This is a genomic window from Comamonas sp. HJ-2 (genome assembly GCF_053615495.1).
In genome coordinates this window covers 1-20602 of the sequence record NZ_JBSIFD010000001.1, presented here as the reverse complement: position 1 = coordinate 20602, position 20602 = coordinate 1, and the positions used below count along the sequence as shown (strand labels likewise).

Below are 20602 nucleotides of genomic sequence, written 5' to 3'. Positions count from 1 at the left end.
TGCAGGAAAACCCGCTTTTCAGCTCCAGCCATAACTGCCACTCTGCATGGCGGGAAGCAATTCAATGCACAGAGGGCGGGGTCGATGTATCTAGTCAAAACACCCGAGGGGCAGCTGGCCTTCAAGGAGCGCCATGCCGATCTGAGCCAGCGGCTGCGCTCGGCCTTTTTGCTGTTTGACGGTCGTCGCAGTCTCATGCAGGTGCTGGAGGCGACCTCGGCGCTGGGGGTGAACAAGGATGATATTCTGGCGCTGGTCGGCAAGGGCTGGCTGGCCACAAGAGAGTCGTCCGTCGCGGCTGATGCTGCAGCACAGGCCCATGCATCTTCGCTCTCAAAGAGCAGTTCGGCATCGTTGGCAACTGCTGACGTCGACCCTGGCAGCGCCCAGAGGCGCTACCAGAGGGCCTATCCGATAGCGGTGTCCATCACGGGGGCTCTTGGGCTCAAGGGCTTCCGGCTGAATCTGGCGGTGGAGGCGGCCATGGGTTATGAGCAACTGGCAGCGCTGGCTCCGCGCATACGAGATGCTGCGGGTGACAAGGCCTATACGTCGTTGCACAGGGCGCTGTTTGAGGCGGATGAGACATAGGCACCATCTGTGCCGAGCCTCTCGCAAAGAAAAAAGCGGCTTCGGAGAGCCGCTTTTTTGATGATCCAGCCTGTTTTTAGACAGCCAGCAGTTCCACGTCAAACTTCAGCGTGGCGTTGGGCGGGATCACGCCACCGGCGCCGCGCGCGCCATAGCCCAGGGCGGCGGGGATCAGCAGCGTGCGCTGGCCGCCCACCTTCATGCCCTGCACGCCCTCGTCCCAACCCTTGATGACCATGCCGGCGCCCAGGGGAAAGACGAAAGGATCGTTGCGGTCCTTGCTGGAGTCGAACTTGGCGCCTTGCACGCCATTGTTGTAGAGCCAGCCGGTGTAGTGCACGGTCACGTTCTGACCGGCCTTGGCTTCGGCGCCTTCGCCCACGACGGTGTCTTCGTATTGCAGGCCGGAGGCAGTAGTGTTGAATGCCATGATGATTTCCTTTCAGCGCAAAGCAGAAAAAGGCGATGGAAAAAAGGGCCCGCCAAGCACGCTTGGGGCCCTTGGATGATAGTGGTGCACCCGCTTGCTGCCAGTCCCCCGGCCGCAACAGCGGCAAGGTTTACTTCTTGGCGCGCGCGGCAACCCAGCGGTTGGCAAAGGCTTGTACATCGGACAGACGCTTGAGCAGATCCTGCCCGGTCAGGGTGACGGTGTAGCCGTCGCTGCCATGCTCGAGCAGGCCGCACTCGCGCAGCTCCTTGATACGGGTGTTCAAGGTGTTGGGGGTGATGCCGCCCACACTGTCTTGCAGCAGTCGGAAGGTCTGGGGATGACCATCCCGCAAGGCCCACAGCACGCGCAGCGCATAGCGGCATTCGAGCTTCTCGAACAGCTGGTTGATGGCGGCGTTTTCCTTGGAGCTCATGGACGCTTCTCCTTGCGCAATGATGTTGTCGAGCTGGGCGCACTAGGCGCTTTCAGTGCCATGTCCAATGGACTATAGCGGTTAATTTATTTTGCTACAAGTTTAGTAGCTTCAAATCTTCGACTGCAACGCCTTGAAGTGATAAAGGCCACAAACAGCGCGCAAGTGTTGCGGGTCAGCCACGAATCAGGGAGAAGACTCGCTTGCTTCAGGGTTTGTAGCAATAGGGGCAGAACTGAAGCAGCCCTCGGGACGGGGTGGCGAGCCATGCCGGAAGTGTTAGTACTGGCTTAGGTGTTTCCGGGTGTAAAAATTGACTCTAGCCATTGATTTGTCAGAGCAAGCAGCTATGGAAATCATAGTTCCTGCTTTTGTGCCGGCATTTGCTTGAGTTGCACCAGCACCTGCAGCAGACGGTTGATCGGCGTGGCAATGCCCAGCGCCTGACCGCGCCGCACCACATAGCCGTTGAGATGGTCGATTTCCGTGGTCTTGCCGCGCGCCAGATCCTGGGCCGTGGAAGAGAGCTGTCGGGGCATGGTGCGCGCTATGGCCGCTACAGCCTCGTCCACGGAGGCCGGCAGCAGCACGCCGTCGGCCAGAGCTACGGCCTTGCATTCGGCGGCAATATCCTGCATGACGGCGGGTACGCCCTGCTGCGCGATCAGCCAGCCATAGGGCTGCTGGGTGAGGGCGGAGAGTGCGTTGTACACGCAGTTGATGATGAGTTTTTGCCAGAGTGCGGTCAGCACGCCGTCCGAGGTCTGGGTGGGGATGTTTGCTGCGCTGAACTGGAGTGCAATCTCGTCACCCTGCGGACAGGGGGCGATGAGCAGTTCGCCCCGGCCGAAGTGACGCACATGGCCTGGGCCGGCCATGGCGGTGGCGACATAAACCACGGCAGCAGCCACCGGCTGCTGCCCCAGTACCAGGCGCAGGCGCCGGTCGTTGTCCACGCCGTTCTGCAAGCTCAGTACCTGAGTGTGCGCTGCCAGGTGGGGTTTGATCTGTGCAGCCGCTGCTTCGGTGTCGGTGGATTTCACGCAGAACAGCACCACATCGGCGCCTGCCACGGCACTGGCTTCGGTGCTGGTGGTGATGGGGATGTTCAGATCTTCTGTCGCCGTCTGCAGTCGCAGCCCGTGCTGGCTGATGGCCTGCATATGCGATGCTCTACCGATCAGCGTGACCGGGTGGCCGGCGCGTGCCAGCAGAGCACCAAAGTAGCAGCCCACCGAGCCCGCACCCATGACGGCAATGGACAGGCGGGCGGAGGCGGCGGTGTGGTTGACCATGTTCATGAGGCTATCTCGCAAAGAGGCTCAGCTCTTGAGCTTGAGCAGATAGGTCATCAGCTGGGCAGTGGAGGTTTCGACCTCCAGAAATTCATGCAGTGCCTTGCCGGTTTGCCAGGAAGAGTTCCAATTATTGCTGACCAGGGCTTGCTTCCAGCTGTCCTGGTTGCTTGCATGGTCGATAGCAGCCAGCAGTTGCTGGGCGCGTTCTGCCGGCAGATTCTTGCCTGTAAAGACGGCACGCCAGTTCGACATTTCAGCATCCAGACCCTGGTCGCGCATGGAGGCAATGCCGAACATGGCACGGCGTGACGAAACACCGAGGGCGCGCAGTTTGCCCGCCTGCAAGGCTTCTCTGAACTCGCTGTAACCCGAGATTCCCACCTGCACCTGCTTTTGCAGCAGGGCCTGGAGCACATCGTTACCGCCGGCAAAGGGTTTGTATTGCAGTTGCTCCGCATTGGCCTTGGCCAGGCGGGCCAGCATGCCTGCGTACATATGGTCCACACCGCCTGCAGAGCCTCCGGCAATGGTCAGTGCCGGCAGGTTCTCGCGCATGGCCTTGGCCAGTGCCTTGGGGTTGGCAAGCGGCGAGTCGGTGGGCACGGCCACCACCAGATAGTCGCTGGTCAGGCGCGCCAGGGGCTGCACCTGCTGCAGCTCTGCTGACTTCTTGTTCAATGCCAGGGCGCCGACCATGACCATGCCGCCGATCAGCAGGCTGTTGGGGTCGCTGCCATAGCGTTTGGTGTACTCGGCCAAGCCTATGGTGCCGCCCTTGCCGCCGATGTTTTCATAAACGACCTTGTCCACCATGCCGCTGCTGGTCAGCACTGCGCCCAGGGCGCGGCCAGTCTGGTCCCAGCCGCCACCGGGGTTGGCGGGGATCACGATACGCAGCTGCGTGCCAAGGCGCTGGGGAGGATTGGCGATGGCTGCAAAAGGTGTAGACAGCAAGGCAGCGCAATAGCTTAGCCAGTGGCGGCGTGTCAGGGCATTGCCCGCGTGGGGGGTATTCATGTCTGTCTCCGTTGTTATGTGTCTTTTGGTGTGTTTGGCCGCAAGCGAAGGCTTGCTGACCTGGGCTGCATGCGAAAAAGCCCCGACCTGGGCAGGTCGGGGCTTTGAGTAGCGGGGAGCCGGCGAGCCGGTTCCTCGGACTGACTTTACAGCGAGTCGATGAAGCTGCGCAGCTTGTCGGAGCGCGAAGGGTGCTTGAGTTTGCGCAGCGCCTTGGCTTCGATCTGACGGATGCGCTCGCGCGTCACGTCAAACTGCTTGCCGACTTCTTCCAGCGTATGGTCGGTGGACATTTCGATACCGAAGCGCATGCGCAGCACCTTGGCTTCGCGAGGCGTCAGGCCGTCGAGAATGTCCTTGACCACATCGCGCAGACCGGCCTGCATGGCGGCGTCGATAGGTGCCGTGTTGTTGCCGTCCTCGATGAAGTCGCCCAGGTGGGAATCGTCGTCGTCGCCGATGGGGGTTTCCATCGAGATCGGTTCCTTGGCGATCTTCATGATCTTGCGGATCTTGTCCTCGGGGATCTCCATCTTGGCTGCCAGGATGGACGCATCGGGCTCGAAACCAAACTCTTGCAAGTGCTGGCGCGAGATGCGGTTCATCTTGTTGATGGTCTCGATCATGTGCACGGGGATGCGGATCGTGCGGGCCTGGTCGGCGATGGAGCGCGTGATGGCCTGACGAATCCACCAGGTTGCATAGGTCGAGAACTTGTAGCCGCGACGATATTCGAACTTGTCCACGGCCTTCATCAGGCCGATATTGCCTTCCTGGATCAGATCCAGGAATTGCAGACCGCGATTGGTGTACTTCTTGGCGATGGAGATCACGAGACGCAGATTGGCCTCGATCATTTCCTTCTTGGCATCGCGGCTGGCGCGCTCGCCGCTGTTCATGCGCTTGTTGATGTGCTTGAGCTCTTCCAGAGGCACGACCACGCGGGCCTGCAGGTCGATCAGGTTCTGCTGCAGCTCCTGCACGGGCGGGATGTTGCGCTCCAGCACGGCGCTGTAGTTCTTGCCTGCCGCCACTTGCTTGATGACCCAGTCCAGGTTCAGCAGATTGGGCGGGAAGTCCTTGATGAACTGCTCCTGGGGCATGCCGCACTTGTCAACGATGATCTTGCGCAGCTCGCGTTCCTTCTTGCGCACGTCGTCCACCTGGGCGCGCACCAGATCGCAGAGCTTTTCAATCGTCTTGGCCGTGAAGCGAATGGTCATCAGCTCTTCGGTGATGGCCTTCTGCACCTTCATGTATGCCTCGGTGCCGTAGCCTTCCTTGTCATACACCTTGTGCATCTTGTCGAAGAGTTCGCGCATGGAGTCAAAGCGACCCAGGGCTTCGTTCTTCAGCTCTTCGAGCTTCTTGGTCAGAGCCTTGGAGCCGCCCTTGCCGTCGTCGTCGTCTTCTTCGTCGTATTCGTCGAAGTCTTCCTCGGCCACATAGTCGTCGTTCTCGTTGGCATTGACGAAGCCGTCCACCACGGTGGAGATGACAACCTTGCCTTCGCGGATTTCCTCGGCCATGTTGAGGATTTCGGCGATGGTCGCGGGGGAGGCCGAGATGGCTTCCATCATGTCCATCAGACCGCCTTCGATGCGCTTGGCGATTTCGATTTCGCCTTCGCGTGTCAGCAGTTCGACGGTGCCCATTTCACGCATGTACATGCGCACGGGGTCGGTGGTGCGACCGAATTCGGAGTCCACGGTGGACAGAGCCGCTTCGGCCTCTTCTTCCGCTTCTTCTTCGGTGGTCGCCGACTGGCCGGTGTTGTTCAGCAGCAGGGTTTCCGCATCGGGAGTCTGCTCGTACACGGCCACGCCCATGTCGTTCAACATGGAGATCACGACTTCCAGCGTTTCGGCATCAACCAGCTTGTCGGGCAGGTGGTCGTTGATTTCGGCGTGGGTCAGGTAGCCGCGGGTCTTGCCCAGCTTGATCAGCATCTTCAGACGCTGACGGCGGGTGTTCATTTCCTCTTCGGTCAGAACAGTCTCGTCCAGGCCGAATTCCTTCATCAAGGCGCGTTCCTTCGCCTTGCTGATCTTCATGCGCAGAGGCTTGGCCTTTTCGGCAGGAGCAGCAGACGCTTCGGTCGATGCCTCCTCTTCGACTTCGCCTTCCAGATCGCTGTCGATATCCGACAGGTCTGCATCATCCATGTCCTCGTCGGCCTCCTTGGCCTTGGGCTTGCGGCCGCGCTTGGCGGGAGCCTTGTCGGCATCGGCACTGGCAGCTGGGGCCTTGACGGCGGCAGCCTTCTTGGCAGCAGGGGCCTTTTTGGCGACAGTCTTCTTGGCGGCAGGAGCGGCAGCTGTGTCGTCGTCTTCTTCGGCCTTCTTGCGGCCGCGCTTGGGAGTTGCCTGCGCCAGCAGCGCATCGGCCATGGCTTTGAGTTCGGCTTGTGACTTGGTAACCACGGTGGTGTCTTTCTTTGCTTCGGCTGCAGATGCAGCACTCTTCTTCACAGCAGGCTTGCTGGCACTGGCCTTTTTCGCGGGCTCTGCTGCGGAAGTGGAAGTTTTAGAGGTCTTGGGCTTTGCTGAAGCTTCTGGGGCCTGCTTGGACTTCACGGACTTTGAAACGGGCATGAACACCTCTCACGGTACGAACACACACAAACACACAAAGGAAAACGGAAAATGCAAACAAACGCCATGAAAGCTGGCGCAAGAACAGGCCTAGCCTGTCCGGTGGAGCACAAAGACTCCATGGCAAGATGTTGGGGCGATCATTTGGTATGCAATCCTTGCGAGAAATGGGCCATGCAGTTGCTGCCATCACGTGATTTCTTCACGGTGCCCGGGTCGGAGGTGTTGCTGTCGCTCTTGCCTATATCCACTAAATTATACCTTTTTTAAAGATGTCAAGAGGTGGAGCTAATAATTACAGATAAATTTTTTCGCCGCTGTTGAAACTCAATGTAACGTCTTGCCGCGGTGGGGTCCGTAGCAATTTCCTTGAGGGCCTTGGCTTCTTCGCGCTTGAGATGATCCACCAGGATCAGATTGAGAGTGCCGCGCAACTCCTTGCGCAACTCGTCCACCTCGCCCTCGGGGTTGGCATGGGCGCCGCTCATGAGCTTTTGGGCCAGCGGCTCGCAGGGAGAGCCTTGCAATTGCTCGCGCAGCACTGCCCAGGAGCGCGGGCCGGATTCGGTGAACTGGGCCTCCAGCCAACGGAACAAGGGAGCATGGCTTTGGTTGCAGCGAGCCAGGGCATCGAAGTCCTCATGGGTCATCTCTTCCATGAACTCCATGTGACACATCAGCAGGCGTGCGGCCTGGTCTTCGCGGCTGACCGGCGTGGGGCGCGGGCCCAGCTGCGGCGGGTTCCAGTCCTCGCCCTTCTTGCCCCAGGGCTTGCGCTGGCGGCCGAATTCCTTGCGGCCCGACCAGTTGCCACCGCTGCCCTGGCTCGGGTAGGAGGGAGCCGGTGCCGCGGCATCGGCCCAGTCGGGAGCGCTTTCCCAGTTGTCCGCAGGCGCATCCCATTCTGGTGCCTGAGGGCCGGGGGGCGCAGGCGCGCGGCGGGCAATGGGGGCGGTGCGTGCCGCCTCCTGCGCCCAGATATCGGAGAGGTCGCGCGAGTCCAGCTGAGCCAGGGCTGCGATTTCGGAGAGCAACTGGCGCTTGAGTGCGCCGTCGGGCAGCAGCGACCACAGCGGCCGGGCGTTGCTGGCCATATGGGCACGGCCTTCTGTCTGTCCCAGGTCGCAGCCTTCGCTGGCCGATTCGATGAGAAAGCGGCTCAGCGGCGTGGCATCGCCCACATAGCGCGAGAAGGCCTCGGGGCCGAATTCGCGGATGAAGCTGTCAGGGTCATGTTCCGAAGGCAGGAACAGGAATTTGATGGAGCGCGTGTCCGTCGCCAGTGGCAGGGCCGCATCCAGCGCCTTGCGGGCGGCGCGCCGCCCCGCACCGTCACCGTCGAAGCTGAAGACCACGGCATCGGTGAATCGAAACAGCTTTTGCACATGCTCGGGCGTGCAGGCCGTCCCCAGCGTTGCCACAGCATTGGCAAAGCCCAGTTGGGCCAGTGCCACCACGTCCATATAGCCTTCTGTGACCAGGGCGTAGCCCATGTCGCGCAGGGCCTGCCGGGCCTCGTAAAGGCCGTAGAGTTCGCGGCCCTTGTGGAAGACCGGGGTTTCGGGCGAGTTCAGGTATTTGGGCTTTTCATCGCCGAACACCCGCCCGCCAAAGCCTATGCACTCGCCTTTGACATTGCGAATCGGGAACATGAGCCGGTCGCGGAAGCGGTCATAGCGGCGACTGTCGTCCTCGCCCACGATGACCAGCCCGCATTCTTCGAGCTGCGGGTTGTCGTACTCGGCAAATACGCTGGCCAGACCATGCCAGCCTGCAGGGGCATAGCCCAGGCCAAAGCGCTTGGAGACTTCGCCGGAGACGCCGCGCTTTTTCAGATACTCGATGGCTTTCGGAGCTGCCTTGAGCTGCTTGCGATAGGACTCGCCGGCTTTTTCCAGCAGATCACTCAGTGTTTCCGCCTTTTGCTTTTGCTGAGCCTGGCGCTGGCGCTCGGCAGGACTGATGTCGTCCTGCGGCACTTGCAGGCCGCATTGGTTGGCAAGCTCCTGCACGGCTTCGACAAAGCCCATGCCGGCATGCTCCATCAGAAAGCCGATGGCATTGCCATTCTTGCCACAGCCAAAGCAGTGAAAGAACTGCTTGCTGGGGCTGACGGTGAAAGAGGGCGACTTCTCGCTATGGAACGGGCATAAGCCCATGAAGTTGGCGCCGCCCTTTTTGAGCTGCACATAGCGGCCCACGATGTCGACCACGTCGACGCGGGATAGCAACTCTTGGATGAATGATTGGGGAATGGCCACCCGCGTATTCTGCCTTTTTCGGCAATGGCCGAGGGCGCGGCAGGAATGGAGCAGGCGGGCAAAAAAAAGCCTGCACCCATGGGTGCAGGCTCAGGTCTCCTGATGCCTGGGTCATTGCCAGGCTCTCCTCTAAAACGTCTCCTCCGCCACTCAGTCTTGAGGCTTGCGACCGGCTCCGTGCGGGCAGAGATGCCGGTCTTGCACTGCCGATGCAGGCAGTCATGTACTCAAAACATGTGCGCATTCTAAAAGCGATTCGAAGTCCTGGTGATTGGTCTGTCAGATAAATGATGTCTTATAGATGACTTGCATGAGTTGGCCCTACCTGGGGAATGAGGGGATTTTTCAATAGGATTCCATGTGGTTGATTTCAAATGAATTTATCGATTTTCAGAAGCTGTTGAAAGTACTGTCTCGCTGAATGACCTTTTACATTGCTCTGGTTTGTCTGCGCATGTCGCATGCCGGTTTGCCGGTGCGGTGCAGCCATTTCGGGCGCAACTGCTTGATCCCGATCACAACAAGCCTGCATGGCGCTCGGTTGTAAGCCTGGCGTGACGGATGCTGGAGTACAAAACGCTCAGGAGACAAACATGACAAGTTCTTTCGATCTGAACCTCGCCCCGAATACCGCCAACCATGCCGCGCTGACGCCGCTGGGATTTATTGCCCGCACGGCCGAGGTCTACCCCGAGCGCCTGGCCATTGTTCATGGCGACCTGCGCCAGAACTGGGCGCAAACCTATGCGCGTTGCCGCCAACTGGCCAGCAGCCTGCAGAAAATCGGCATCGGCAAGAACGACACAGTGGCCGTGATGCTGCCCAATACGCCGCCCATGGTGGAGGCGCACTTTGGCGTGCCCATGGCCGGTGCCGTGCTCAACACGCTCAATACCCGGCTCGATGCCGAGACCCTGGCATTCATGCTGGATCACGGCGAAGCCAGGGCCTTGATCGTGGACCCCGAGTTCGCGCCTCTAATGACCAGGGCGCTCAAGCTGCGACAGAGCACCGTGCCCATTTATGTGATCCAGGTCGAAGACCCGGTTTACGGCGAAGCGGCCGAGCAGATCGGTGCCATCGACTACGAGAGCTTCGTGGCCCAGGGCGATGCCGGTTTCGATTGGCAGTTGCCCGGCGACGAATGGGATGCGATTGCGCTGAACTACACCAGCGGAACCACCGGGAACCCCAAGGGCGTGGTCTACCACCATCGCGGCGCGCACAACAACGCCATCAGCAATGTGCTGGAGTGGGACATGCCCAAGCACGCCGTCTATCTGTGGACGCTGCCCATGTTCCACTGCAACGGCTGGTGCTTCCCCTGGACGGTGGCTGCACGCGCGGCGGTCAATGTCTGCCTGCGCCGGGTGGATGCACAGGCGATTTTTGATGCCATTCGCAACCACGGCGTGAGCCATTACTGCGGTGCGCCCATTGTGCACAGCCTGCTGGTGAATGCGCCGGCTGCCATGAAGCAGGGCGTGCCCGCCGGCGTCAAGGCCATGGTGGCAGGGGCAGCGCCGCCCGCATCGATGATCGAGGGCATGGAGGCCATGGGCTTTGACATCACCCATGTCTACGGCCTGACCGAAACCTATGGCCCAGCCACGGTCTGCGCCAAGCATGAAAGCTGGAATGCGCTCGATATCGGCGAGCGCGCCCGTCTGAATTCGCGCCAGGGCGTGCGCTACCACCTGCAGCGCTCTGCGGCCGTGCTGGACCCCGAAACCATGCAGCCCGTGCCGCGCGACGGTCAGACCATGGGCGAGATCATGTTCCAGGGCAATATCGCCATGAAGGGCTATCTCAAGAACCCGCAGGCGACGCAGGAGGCTTTCCGCGGCGGATGGTTCCATAGCGGCGACCTGGCTGTGCAGCATCCCGACGGCTATATCCAGATCAAGGATCGCAGCAAGGACATCATCATCTCGGGCGGCGAGAACATCTCGTCCATCGAAGTGGAGGATGTGCTCTATCGCCACCCCGCCGTGCTGGCTGCGGCCGTGGTGGCCAAGCCCGATCCCAAATGGGGCGAGACGCCCTGCGCCTTCATCGAACTCAAGGCCGGAGCCGAGACCACGGCCGAAGACATCATTGCCCACTGCAAAAAGCATCTGGCCGGCTACAAGGTGCCGCGCGCCGTGGTGTTTGGCGAGCTGCCCAAGACCAGCACGGGCAAGATCCAGAAGTTCGAGCTGCGCAAGCAGGCAGGCTCGGCTTCAGCTATCTCGGTTTGAGATCTGGCCGTAAACAAAGAAGCCCGGTGCTCCAGCTCTTTGGACGGCGGGCTTTTCCGTGTCTGTCGTCAGTTCAGTAAATTTGATAGCTGCTAGCGCTTGTTATTCATAGAACTTGGATAGTTTTCAATCTGAAATCTATGAATGGCAAGTGCAAGAAGCTCTGAATTGGATAGCGCCAACTGGGGCGGCGCGTCAGGCCAGCTCGGGCGGTATGCGCTGCCAGCCTTCGGGCGTCACACGCAGCACCTCGGCGCGACGCGTATCGGCATCGATATGCCAGTCGCTGAGCACGATGCGCCATTGGTCATTGCCCAGTGCGTGGTCGGCGGGCTGATGAGTGTGGCCGTGAATCAGCCAGGGCGCTTGCGCGACCTGCATCCAGGTGGCACTCATCTGCGCGTCGGCATCCGCGTAGGGTGCGCCGCTTTGCTTGCGCTGCTCGCTTTCGCTGCGTGCCGATCTGCCGATCGCGCGGCGCACGGCCAGGGGCTGGGCCAGCAGTTGCTGCTGCCAGGCGGCGGAGCGCGAAACAGCACGGAATTGCTGGTAATCCACATCGTCAAGGCACAGCGCATCGCCATGGCTGAGCAGGATGCTGGTGCCTGCCCACCGCAGCACCGTGGGGTCGCAAAGGCCGGTCATGCCGCTTCGGCGCAGAAATTCGTCACCGGCCAGAAAGTCGCGGTTGCCGACCATGAAGAACAGCGGGCGCTGCTGCGCCGCCTCGCGCAGCACGGCAGCACATTCGGCTTCGAAGCTGCCGGGCTCATCGAGTGCATCGTCACCCACCCAGACTTCAAACAGATCGCCGAGGATAAAGATGGCGTCGGCCGTGCTGCGTGCCAGATAGCTGCGCCAGGCTTCAACCGTCTGCGGCTCCGAAGGCTGCAGATGCAGGTCGGAAATGAAATCAAGCGTGCGCCAGTGGGGCTCAGCCTGGAGCTGCGCGACTTGAGGAGCGGCAGTGCGTGGATCAGAAGATTCAGCCATGAATGAAAAGTGCGCAGCCTGAAAACAATAACGGCCTCACAAAGAGACGGCAAGCAAGGGCCGCCCCGCAGCGAGGCCGTCGTCCCGGCCGGGGGCGCCTTGCATCTGCGTCACTTGAGGCGCAGTCGCGTGGGAATCAGAATGAACGATGGATTCAGTCATTTGAACAAGTGAGGACTTGCGCAAACAAGAATGCAACAACAGCCTGCTTCCAGAGGCAGTCATCCTGCCTGAACCCGTTTTTGCGTAAGTCGTGAAGTAAGCGGTTCCTAAAACCACAACGGCCTCGTGCGAGAGACGGCAAGCAAGGGCCGCCCCGCAGCGAGGCCGTCGTCCCCCTCAGGGGGAAGCCGCAAAGCGGCTCAGGGGGATCAATTTACAGGGCCACGGCCTTGTCGATCACCACGGCGTCGAAAGGCACGTCGTCGTGGAAGCCCTTGCGAGTGGTGCGCACCTTCTTGATGGCGTCCACGACTTCTTCACCCTTGACCACCTTGCCGAACACGGCATAGCCCCAGCCCTGGCCGGTGGGGGCGGTGTGGTTCAGGAAGCCGTTGTCCACGGTGTTGATGAAGAACTGGGCGGTTGCGCTGTGAGGATCGCTGGTGCGAGCCATGGCAATCGTGTACTTGTCGTTCTTCAGGCCGTTCTTGGCTTCGTTCTCGATGGGAGCAGCGGTTTCCTTCTGCTTCATGTCGGCTGCGAAACCGCCGCCCTGGATCATGAAGTTCTTGATCACGCGGTGGAAGATGGTGCCGTTGTAGAAGCCCTGGTTCACGTAGTTCAGGAAGTTCTCGGTGGACTTGGGCGCGTTCACGGCGTCCAGTTCCAGCGTGATCACGCCCTGGGTTGCGGTGTCAGCCACGTTGATGGTCACGTGCAGTTCGACTTGGGGATTGCTCATGTCTGTGCTTTCTAGAGGATGGAGTAAGGAGGCGGGCGCGGCCCGGCAGGTGCAGCGCCGCCGGGTTGTTTACTTGATTTCGGTGGCGGAGAGGATTGTTACCGGCGTCGTGGGCACATTCTGGTGCATGCCACGGTTGCCCGTAGCCACGGCGCGGATTTTGTCCACCACATCCATGCCCTTGACGACCTTGCCGAAGACGGCATAGCCATGGCCGTCGGGCTTGGGGGCGTTGAGCATGTCATTGTTCACCACATTGATGAAGAACTGCGAGGTGGCGGAATTGGGGTTGCCGGTGCGCGCCATGGCAATCGTGCCGCGGTCGTTCTTGAGGCCGTTGCTGGCTTCCAGCGGAATCGGGGCGCGTGTGGGCTTTTCGTTCAGATTGGTGTCCATGCCGCCGCCCTGGATCATGAAGCCGTCGATGACGCGGTGGAACACCGTGCCGTCATAGTGCTTGTCACGCACATACTGCAGAAAATTGGCCGCGCTCTTGGGGGCCTTGGCATCGTTGAGCTCGACCACGATATCGCCCATGCTGGTCTTGAGCTGCACCTTGGATTGCGCCTGGGCCAGGCCGGGGATGGCAAAAACAGTGGCTGTCAGCGCAATGGCAGACAGGGCCTTGAGGCTGTTTCGACGGAAATTCAGCATGGTCATATTCCTGGGTAAGTGGGCCTTGGGCAGGGCCGCAGGGATGGCGGCTGCGAAAAACAGGCTTGAGGCAGCTGAGGGCGCCGGCCTGCTTCACAAGAGGGAGAAGGGCGGCGATGGCAAAAAACTGGTTCAGCGCTGTGCAGGCTGGGCCGGGGCAGGCGTTGCGAGAGAGGCCGCAGGCTGCAGCAGGTCCTTGAGCTGCTTGAGCTTGGGGTTCAGGGCTGCGGGGCGACCGCCCTTGGCCAGGGACTGCGCATAGGACTGATAGGCCAGGCGGGCATAGATATCGCCCAGGTTCTCGTGCGCCACGGCATAGTTCGGATTGTTGCGCACGGCGGCTTCGAGCGCGGCGCGGGCGCGATCCAGGTCACCCTGGCGTGCATAGATCACGGCCAGGTTGTTATAGGGCTCGGGCAGCTCGGGATAGTCCTCGGTCAGCTGGCGAAACGCTGCAATCGCGTCCTCGGTCTTGCCGTCATTGCTCAGCGCGATGCCGCGCAGAAAACGCATCTGCGGGTCGCGTGAATTCTTGGCCAGATAGGTGTCCGCTTTTTGCAGCGCCTGCTGTGTCTTGCCGCTCTTGAGCAACTGGGCAACATCCGTGTAATCGTCGGCGTAGGCGCTACCTGCAGCGAGCAAGGCAGCCAGGGCTGCCGCACGCGCTGCGGTACTGAACAAGTTGCGTACAGGCATGTAGGTGCTTTCATGGCGCCGCAAAACTGCGCTGCGGCGGGAGCTTATACTGCGGGGAATTGTAGCTGAGGGGTGTGCGGCGCTTAGGCGTCTGGCCGGACCGGGATGTGTCTGGATGCTAGTGCGCATTTTTCAGCCTCAGGGAATGGCAGGCATGGTTTATGCATCGCAGGCATGACCAGTGCTGCTGCTCGCCACCCTCTCTCCCTATTTCAAGATTCATGAGTTTGCGTATCTACAACACGCTGTCGCGTGCACTGGAATCGTTTTCGCCGCTTGAGCCGGGCCATGTGCGTATGTACGTCTGTGGCATGACGGTCTATGACCTCTGCCACCTGGGCCACGCACGCTCCATGGTGGCTTTCGACGTGGTGCAGCGCTGGCTGCGCGCCAGCGGCTACAAGGTGACCTATGTGCGCAACATCACCGACATCGATGACAAGATCATCAAGCGAGCGGTGGAAAACGGCGAGACCATACGCAGTCTGACCGACCGCATGATCGATGCGCTGCACCAGGACGCGGATGCGCTGGGCATCGAGCGCCCCACGCTGGAGCCGCGCGCCACCGAATACGTGCCGCAGATGCTGGGCATGATCGCCCGTTTGCAGGACAAGGGCCTGGCCTATCAGGCCGGCAACGGCGATGTGAACTACGCCGTGCGCAAGTTTCCGGGCTACGGCAAGCTCTCGGGCAAGTCGCTGGACGAGCTCAACGCCGGCGAGCGTGTGGCCGTGGTAGACGGCAAGCACGACCCGCTGGACTTTGTGCTGTGGAAGTCGGCCAAGGCCGACGAGCCGGCCGATGTGAGATGGCAGAGTCCATTTGGCGAAGGTCGCCCCGGCTGGCATATCGAATGCTCGGCCATGGGTTGCGAGCTGCTGGGCGAGAGCTTCGACATCCATGGCGGCGGTGCGGATCTGCAGTTCCCCCACCACGAGAACGAGATTGCCCAGAGCGAAGGTGCGACCGGCAAGCCGTTCGCCCGGACCTGGATGCACAACGGCTTCATCAACGTGGACAACGAGAAGATGTCCAAGTCGCTGGGCAACTTCTTCACCATCCGCGACGTGCTCAAGGAGTACGACGCCGAGACCATCCGTTTCTTCGTCGTACGCAGTCACTACCGCAGCCCGCTGAACTATTCCAATGTGCATCTCGATGATGCGCGCGGTGCGCTCAAGCGCCTCTATACCGCGCTAGACCTGGTGACGCCTGCCGAGGTGCAGATCGACTGGAGCAATCCCTATGCCGCCCGCTTCAAGGCGGCGATGGACGAAGACTTCGGCACGCCCGAGGCCGTGGCCGTGCTGTTCGAGCTGGCCGCCGAGGTCAACCGCAGCAAGTCGCCCGAAGTGGCTGGCTTGCTCAAGGCTCTGGGGGCCTGCCTGGGCCTGCTGCAGGCCGAGCCGCAAAAGTTTCTGCAGGCTGGTGCCGAAGGGGTGGACGCGGCAGCGATCGAGGCGCAGATTGCCGCACGCGCAGAGGCCAAGGCTGCCAAGAACTGGGCCGAGGCCGACCGCATCCGCAAGGAGCTGCTTGATCAGGGCATCGTCCTCAAGGACTCGGCCGCGGGCACGACCTGGGAAGCGGCCGCCAAGGGCTGAGGCTGCATGCAATATTCCATCAACTGTGTGAGCAGTGCGGAGAGTCGTGCATGAGTGCGGCCAAGCATCTGGACACCATGGAGTTTGAACAGCTGCCGCTGGTGGCTGATCTGCCCGTGCCCATGGGGCCGGCTGCGCCTTTGCCTGTAGCGCCTTTGGGGGCCGCAGCCATTGCTCAGCCTGCGGGTACAACTGCAAAGCAGGCAGTCGCGTCCAAAGCGGCCGCTCCAAAGATTCATCTGGATCTGCCCGATGGCGTGCCCGCCTATTGGGCTGAGGCCTGTCGTCAGCTCATGCGCCGCGACCGTGTGCTCAAGCGCCTGATTCCGCAACTCGGCAGCCAGGCGCTGTTGCCTTGCGGGCAGGAGCAGGCCTTTGCCACCTTGGCCCGGTCCATCATCGGGCAGCAGATTTCGGCGAAGTCCGCCAAGACCTTGTGGAACAAGTTCGTCAGGCTGCCTGCTGCCATGCAGCCCGAGCAGGTGCTCAGGCTCAAGGTGGACGATATGCGTGCGGTGGGATTGTCGGCCCGCAAGGTGGACTATCTGGTCGATCTGGCTCTGCACTTCACCGAGAACCGTCTGCACATGGATGAATGGGCTCAGATGAGCGATGAAGTCATCATTGCCGAGCTGATGTCCATACGCGGCCTCAGCCGCTGGACGGCCGAGAATTTTCTGATTTACTGTCTGGGGCGGCCCAATGTGTTGCCTTTGGATGATGCCGGTTTGATACAGGGCATCTCTCTCAATCATTTTTCGGGCGATCCTGTCAGTCGCAGCGATGCCCGTGAAGTTGCCGAGGCTTGGAAACCGTGGTGTACGGTTGCAACTTGGTATATTTGGCGCTCGCTCGAGGCGCAGCCTGTGGCTTGATGACATCTGTCCACTGGCCGATTGCAAGGATTGCAACAGGCTGGCACAAGGAGAAATACGTTGGCGAAAAAGAACTTTCTGGATTTTGAGCAGCCCATTGCCGAACTCGAATCCAAAATCGAAGAACTGCGCTATGTGCAGACTGAAAGCGCAGTAGATATCTCGGAAGAGATCGATCAGCTCAGCAAGAAAAGCCTGCAGCTGACCAAGGACATCTACAGCGACCTGACCCCCTGGCAGATCACCAAGATCGCACGCCATACCGAGCGCCCCTATACGCTCGACTATGTGCGCGAGTGCTTTACCGACTTTGTCGAAATGCACGGCGACCGCCACTTTGCGGATGACCAGTCCATCATCGGTGGCCTGGCGCGCTTCAACGGCCAGCCCTGCATGGTGATCGGTCATCAAAAGGGCCGCGATACCAAGGAGCGTACGCTGCGCAACTTCGGCATGACGCGTCCCGAGGGCTATCGCAAGGCCTTGCGTCTGATGAAGACGGCCGAGAAGTTCAAGCTGCCCGTGTTCACTTTCGTGGACACGCCCGGCGCCTTCCCCGGCATCGATGCCGAGGAGCGTGGTCAGTCCGAGGCCATCGGTCGCAACATCTACGAAATGGCTCAGCTGCAGACCCCCATCATCACCACCATCATCGGTGAAGGTGGCTCGGGTGGTGCGCTGGCCATTGCCGTGGCAGACCAGGTGCTGATGCTGCAGTACTCCGTGTACTCGGTGATCAGTCCCGAAGGCTGCGCTTCCATTCTGTGGAAGACCGGCGAAAAGGCCCAGGAAGCTGCGGACGCTATGGGCATCACTGCTCACCGCCTCAAGGCGCTGGGTCTGGTGGACAAGATCGTCAACGAGCCTGTGGGCGGTGCTCACCGCGATCACAAGCAAATGGGTGCCTTCCTCAAGCGTGCGTTGGGCGATGCCTATCGCCAGTTGACCGATCTCAAGCCCAAGGAGCTGCAGGATCGTCGCTACGACCGCATTCAGAGCTATGGCAAGTTTGCCGACACCAAGGCTGACAACCGCTGATCCAGCGGGCTTGATGCTGCTTGCGCACAATGGCTCCTTCGGGAGCCATTTGTTTTTGCCGAAAGGCTTTGAGTGAAGTGCGCTTCTAGCCCTTTTGGGGTAAGCGCTAGCTGCTATTGAATTGGAAATAGGGAGTCTGTTGTTCATGCAAGCCCAGTCAGATGCTGACTTGTTGCGGGCCTCGGCTGCTCGGGTGGATGCAGCGATGGCGGCATTCGAGCCGCCGCTGCCACTGGCCGTGGCTTTCAGCGGCGGAGCCGATTCGTCGGCTCTGCTGCTGGCCTGCCATGCGCGCTGGCCGGGGCGGGTGAGGGCGATTCATGTGCACCACGGTTTGCAGGCGGCGGCTGATGAATTTCAGCGGCACTGTGAGCAACTGTGTGCCCGGCACGGCATTGCCCTCAAGGTCTGCGCCATCGATGCGCGCAATGTGCGGGGACAAAGCCCCGAAGATGCGGCGCGCCAGGGGCGTTATGCGGCTTTGATTCAGGCGGCCCGGCAGCCTTGGCTCGATGCGCAGGGCGCTGCGCTGGATGCGGTGCGCTCCATGGCGCTGGCTCAGCATGCCGACGATCAGGTCGAGACCTTGCTGCTGGCGCTCTCGCGCGGTGCCGGTGTGGCCGGTCTGGCGGCCATGCCAGGGCATTGGCAAAGAGCAGGGCTGGAATGGTTCAGGCCCTTGCTGGAGGTGCCGGGGCAGGCGCTGCGTGACTGGCTGCGGCTCAGGAGTTTGAGCTGGGTCGAGGATCCGACGAATGCCGATCCAGGCTACACGCGCAATCGCATTCGGGCTCAGTTGCTGCCGGTGCTGGAGCAGGTCTTTCCGCAGTTTCGCAGCACGTTTGCACGCAGCAGCGCCCATTGCGCCCAGGCGTCGCAGTTGCTGGATCAGCAGGCGGCGGCAGATCTGCTGCGGGTGGGGGTGCCGCCCGCCATCAAGGCATTGCAGGGTTTGAGCGAGCTGCGTCTGGGCAATGTCCTGCGTTATTGGTTGCGCACCGAGCATGGCACGACGCCGACGGCGGCCCAGCTTGCGCAGCTCATGGCGCAGCTCGGCGTTTGCACTACGCGAGGGCACCGCATCCACATCAAGGTGGGGCGAGGTTTTGTGGAGCGCCAGGGGGCAAGTCTCGGTTGGTACAATTCCTAGGTTTTGGTTTTTTTACCTGTACGAAAACCGCCGGCGCGCCAAAACCTTTGTGATCTGCGCCGTGGCTGCTGTTTCGTCACCCTTTAGTATCCAATGGCACTGATCGTTCATAAATACGGCGGCACCTCGATGGGCTCGACAGAGCGCATCCGCAACGTCGCCAAGCGTGTGGCCAAATGGGCTCGGGCAGGTCACCAGTTGGTGGTTGTGCCCAGCGCCATGAGTGGCGAAACCAACCGTTTGCTGGGTCTGGCCAGCGAACTGGCTCCCAGCCACGCCAAGAGTTCGTACTATCGTGAGCTTGATATGCTGGCCGCCACTGGCGAGCAGGCATCCTCGGCGCTGCTGGCCATTGCGCTGCAGGCCGAAGGCATGGAATCCGTCAGCTATGCGGGCTGGCAAGTGCCCGTGCGCACCGATAGCAGCTACACCAAGGCTCGCATCGAGTCCATCGACGACAAGCGCGTGCGCGCCGACCTCGAGGCAGGTCGTGTCGTGATCGTGACTGGCTTCCAGGGTATCGATCCCGAAGGCAATATCACCACGCTGGGACGTGGCGGCTCCGATACTTCGGCTGTGGCCGTGGCTGCCGCCCTGAAGGCTGCCGAATGCCTGATCTATACCGATGTGGATGGCGTCTACACCACCGATCCCCGTGTGGTGCCTGCTGCCAAGCGCCTGGGTACGGTGAGCTTTGAGGAAATGCTGGAAATGGCCAGCCTGGGCTCCAAGGTGCTGCAGATCCGTTCCGTGGAGTTTGCAGGCAAGTACAAGGTGCCCATGCGCGTGCTGTCGAGCTTCACGCCCTGGGATATCGATCTGGAAGAAGAAGCCAAGTCCGGCACGCTGATTACTTTTGAGGAAGACGAAAAAATGGAAAAGGCTGTCGTATCCGGCATCGCTTTCAACCGTGGCGAGGCCAAGATCTCCGTGCTGGGAGTGCCTGATACTCCCGGCGTGGCTGCTGCCATCCTGGGCCCCGTGGCTGATGCCAACATCGAAGTCGATGTGATCATCCAGAACATCTCCAAGGACGGCAAGACCGACTTCAGCTTCACCGTGAGTCAGGGCGACTACCAGCGTGCCATGGAACTGCTGCGTGAAAGCGTTGTTCCTGCACTGGGTGCTTCCGAAGTGGTGGGCAATCCCAATATCGCCAAGGTCAGCATCGTCGGCATCGGCATGCGCAGCCATGTGGGTGTTGCCTCCACCATGTTCCGTGCCCTGAGCAAGGAAGGTGTGAACATCCAGATGATCTCGACTTCCGAGATCAAGACTTCGGTCGTGATCGACGAGAAGTACCTGGAGCTGGCCGTGCGCTCCCTGCACACAGCCTTCGGTTTGGACAAAAGCGAATAATTTTCGCAACTTTCCAAAAACGAACAAAAAAGCTGTTTACAATAGCGTCATTCCGGAAACGTGACCGAGTGGCCGAAGGTGCTCCCCTGCTAAGGGAGTATGGGGTGTAGAGCCTCATCGAGGGTTCGAATCCCTCCGTTTCCGCCAAATCAAAGAAAAAGCCGAAAGGCTTTTTCTTTTTGTCAAGACCTTCTGGGTCTTGACAAAAAGTTTCAAACTTTGATTTGAGCCTGGTAAAAACAGGCTACAATGCAAGGCTTCGCTGATCGCAGCAAGCAACGAGATTCAGATCGGGTTTTCCGGTTTTGCACTCGGTTCCTTAAAAAAATACAGCCGATAAGCGTGGGCGTTTGAGGGCAAGCAGCCAGTTCTTCGGAACAAACTCTTCGGAGTTATCAAACGCTCACAAAAACAGTAATGAGGAAGAATTAATTCTTCTTGATTCCGTCAAGTGAGTGA

Annotated in this window: 17 protein-coding genes and 1 tRNA gene; 8 read left to right on the top strand and 10 right to left on the bottom strand. The window is 60.5% G+C overall.

Annotation, left to right across the window (positions count from 1 at the left end; genetic code table 11):
• Window positions 1–84: 84 nt before the first annotated feature.
• Window positions 85–591, top strand: a complete 507-nt coding sequence (locus ACWGXF_RS00090) for a hypothetical protein (RefSeq protein WP_003070671.1) — start codon at window positions 85–87, stop codon at window positions 589–591.
• A 76-nt stretch (window positions 592–667) separates the two neighbouring features.
• Here the strand turns inward: ACWGXF_RS00090 and ACWGXF_RS00085 are convergent, their stop codons facing one another.
• From ACWGXF_RS00085 to dnaG, 6 genes are all read right to left on the bottom strand, one after another.
• Window positions 668–1021, bottom strand: a complete 354-nt coding sequence (locus tag ACWGXF_RS00085; RefSeq protein ID WP_003070674.1) for an FKBP-type peptidyl-prolyl cis-trans isomerase — start codon at window positions 1019–1021, stop codon at window positions 668–670.
• Window positions 1022–1151: 130 nt separating this feature from the next.
• Window positions 1152–1457 (bottom strand): winged helix-turn-helix transcriptional regulator, encoded by a 306-nt coding sequence (locus ACWGXF_RS00080; RefSeq protein ID WP_003057624.1) that lies wholly within the window; start codon window positions 1455–1457, stop codon window positions 1152–1154.
• A 356-nt stretch (window positions 1458–1813) separates the two neighbouring features.
• Entirely contained in the window at window positions 1814–2758 is a 945-nt protein-coding gene (locus tag ACWGXF_RS00075) for a ketopantoate reductase family protein (protein ID WP_012837407.1), read from the bottom strand.
• Window positions 2759–2779: 21 nt separating this feature from the next.
• Window positions 2780–3772 (bottom strand): Bug family tripartite tricarboxylate transporter substrate binding protein, encoded by a 993-nt coding sequence (locus ACWGXF_RS00070; protein ID WP_039049879.1) that lies wholly within the window; start codon window positions 3770–3772, stop codon window positions 2780–2782.
• A 146-nt stretch (window positions 3773–3918) separates the two neighbouring features.
• The gene (gene rpoD / locus ACWGXF_RS00065) at window positions 3919–6366 is read right to left on the bottom strand and encodes an RNA polymerase sigma factor RpoD (RefSeq protein ID WP_003076272.1); all 2448 of its coding nucleotides are present in this window, start codon (window positions 6364–6366) and stop codon (window positions 3919–3921) included.
• A 275-nt stretch (window positions 6367–6641) separates the two neighbouring features.
• The gene (dnaG, locus tag ACWGXF_RS00060; protein ID WP_452101619.1) at window positions 6642–8627 is read right to left on the bottom strand and encodes a DNA primase; all 1986 of its coding nucleotides are present in this window, start codon (window positions 8625–8627) and stop codon (window positions 6642–6644) included.
• A gap of 593 nt (window positions 8628–9220) precedes the next feature.
• On the opposite strand from dnaG, the gene ACWGXF_RS00055 reads away from it, so the two are divergent.
• Entirely contained in the window at window positions 9221–10867 is a 1647-nt protein-coding gene (locus ACWGXF_RS00055; RefSeq protein ID WP_256629946.1) for an acyl-CoA synthetase, read from the top strand.
• Between the two features lie 195 nt (window positions 10868–11062).
• Here ACWGXF_RS00055 and ACWGXF_RS00050 read toward each other — a convergent pair whose 3' ends face one another.
• The 4 genes from ACWGXF_RS00050 to ACWGXF_RS00035 form a co-directional block, all read right to left on the bottom strand.
• Complete coding sequence (locus ACWGXF_RS00050; RefSeq protein WP_256629947.1) at window positions 11063–11860, bottom strand: UDP-2,3-diacylglucosamine diphosphatase; 798 nt, start codon at window positions 11858–11860, stop codon at window positions 11063–11065.
• 376 nt (window positions 11861–12236) lie between these two features.
• Window positions 12237–12764 (bottom strand): peptidylprolyl isomerase, encoded by a 528-nt coding sequence (locus ACWGXF_RS00045; protein WP_034360031.1) that lies wholly within the window; start codon window positions 12762–12764, stop codon window positions 12237–12239.
• A 69-nt stretch (window positions 12765–12833) separates the two neighbouring features.
• Window positions 12834–13418, bottom strand: coding sequence for a peptidylprolyl isomerase (locus ACWGXF_RS00040; RefSeq protein ID WP_003070692.1), 585 nt, complete (start codon window positions 13416–13418; stop codon window positions 12834–12836).
• Between the two features lie 132 nt (window positions 13419–13550).
• A complete protein-coding gene (locus ACWGXF_RS00035; protein WP_003070694.1) occupies window positions 13551–14114 on the bottom strand; it encodes a tetratricopeptide repeat protein in 564 nt (187 codons plus the stop codon).
• 221 nt (window positions 14115–14335) lie between these two features.
• Between ACWGXF_RS00035 and cysS the strand changes: the two genes are divergently transcribed.
• The 6 genes from cysS to ACWGXF_RS00005 all read left to right on the top strand — a co-directional run bounded on the left by cysS (window position 14336) and on the right by ACWGXF_RS00005 (window position 20290).
• Entirely contained in the window at window positions 14336–15721 is a 1386-nt protein-coding gene (cysS, locus tag ACWGXF_RS00030; protein WP_256629948.1) for a cysteine--tRNA ligase, read from the top strand.
• A 50-nt stretch (window positions 15722–15771) separates the two neighbouring features.
• A complete protein-coding gene (locus tag ACWGXF_RS00025; RefSeq protein WP_039049873.1) occupies window positions 15772–16596 on the top strand; it encodes a DNA-3-methyladenine glycosylase family protein in 825 nt (274 codons plus the stop codon).
• A 60-nt stretch (window positions 16597–16656) separates the two neighbouring features.
• Entirely contained in the window at window positions 16657–17634 is a 978-nt protein-coding gene (locus tag ACWGXF_RS00020; RefSeq protein ID WP_003057594.1) for an acetyl-CoA carboxylase carboxyltransferase subunit alpha, read from the top strand.
• Window positions 17635–17773: 139 nt separating this feature from the next.
• Entirely contained in the window at window positions 17774–18784 is a 1011-nt protein-coding gene (gene tilS, locus ACWGXF_RS00015; protein WP_256629949.1) for a tRNA lysidine(34) synthetase TilS, read from the top strand.
• A gap of 93 nt (window positions 18785–18877) precedes the next feature.
• A complete protein-coding gene (locus ACWGXF_RS00010; protein ID WP_003057587.1) occupies window positions 18878–20143 on the top strand; it encodes an aspartate kinase in 1266 nt (421 codons plus the stop codon).
• A gap of 54 nt (window positions 20144–20197) precedes the next feature.
• A tRNA-Ser gene (locus tag ACWGXF_RS00005) sits at window positions 20198–20290 on the top strand.
• Window positions 20291–20602: the final 312 nt, after the last annotated feature.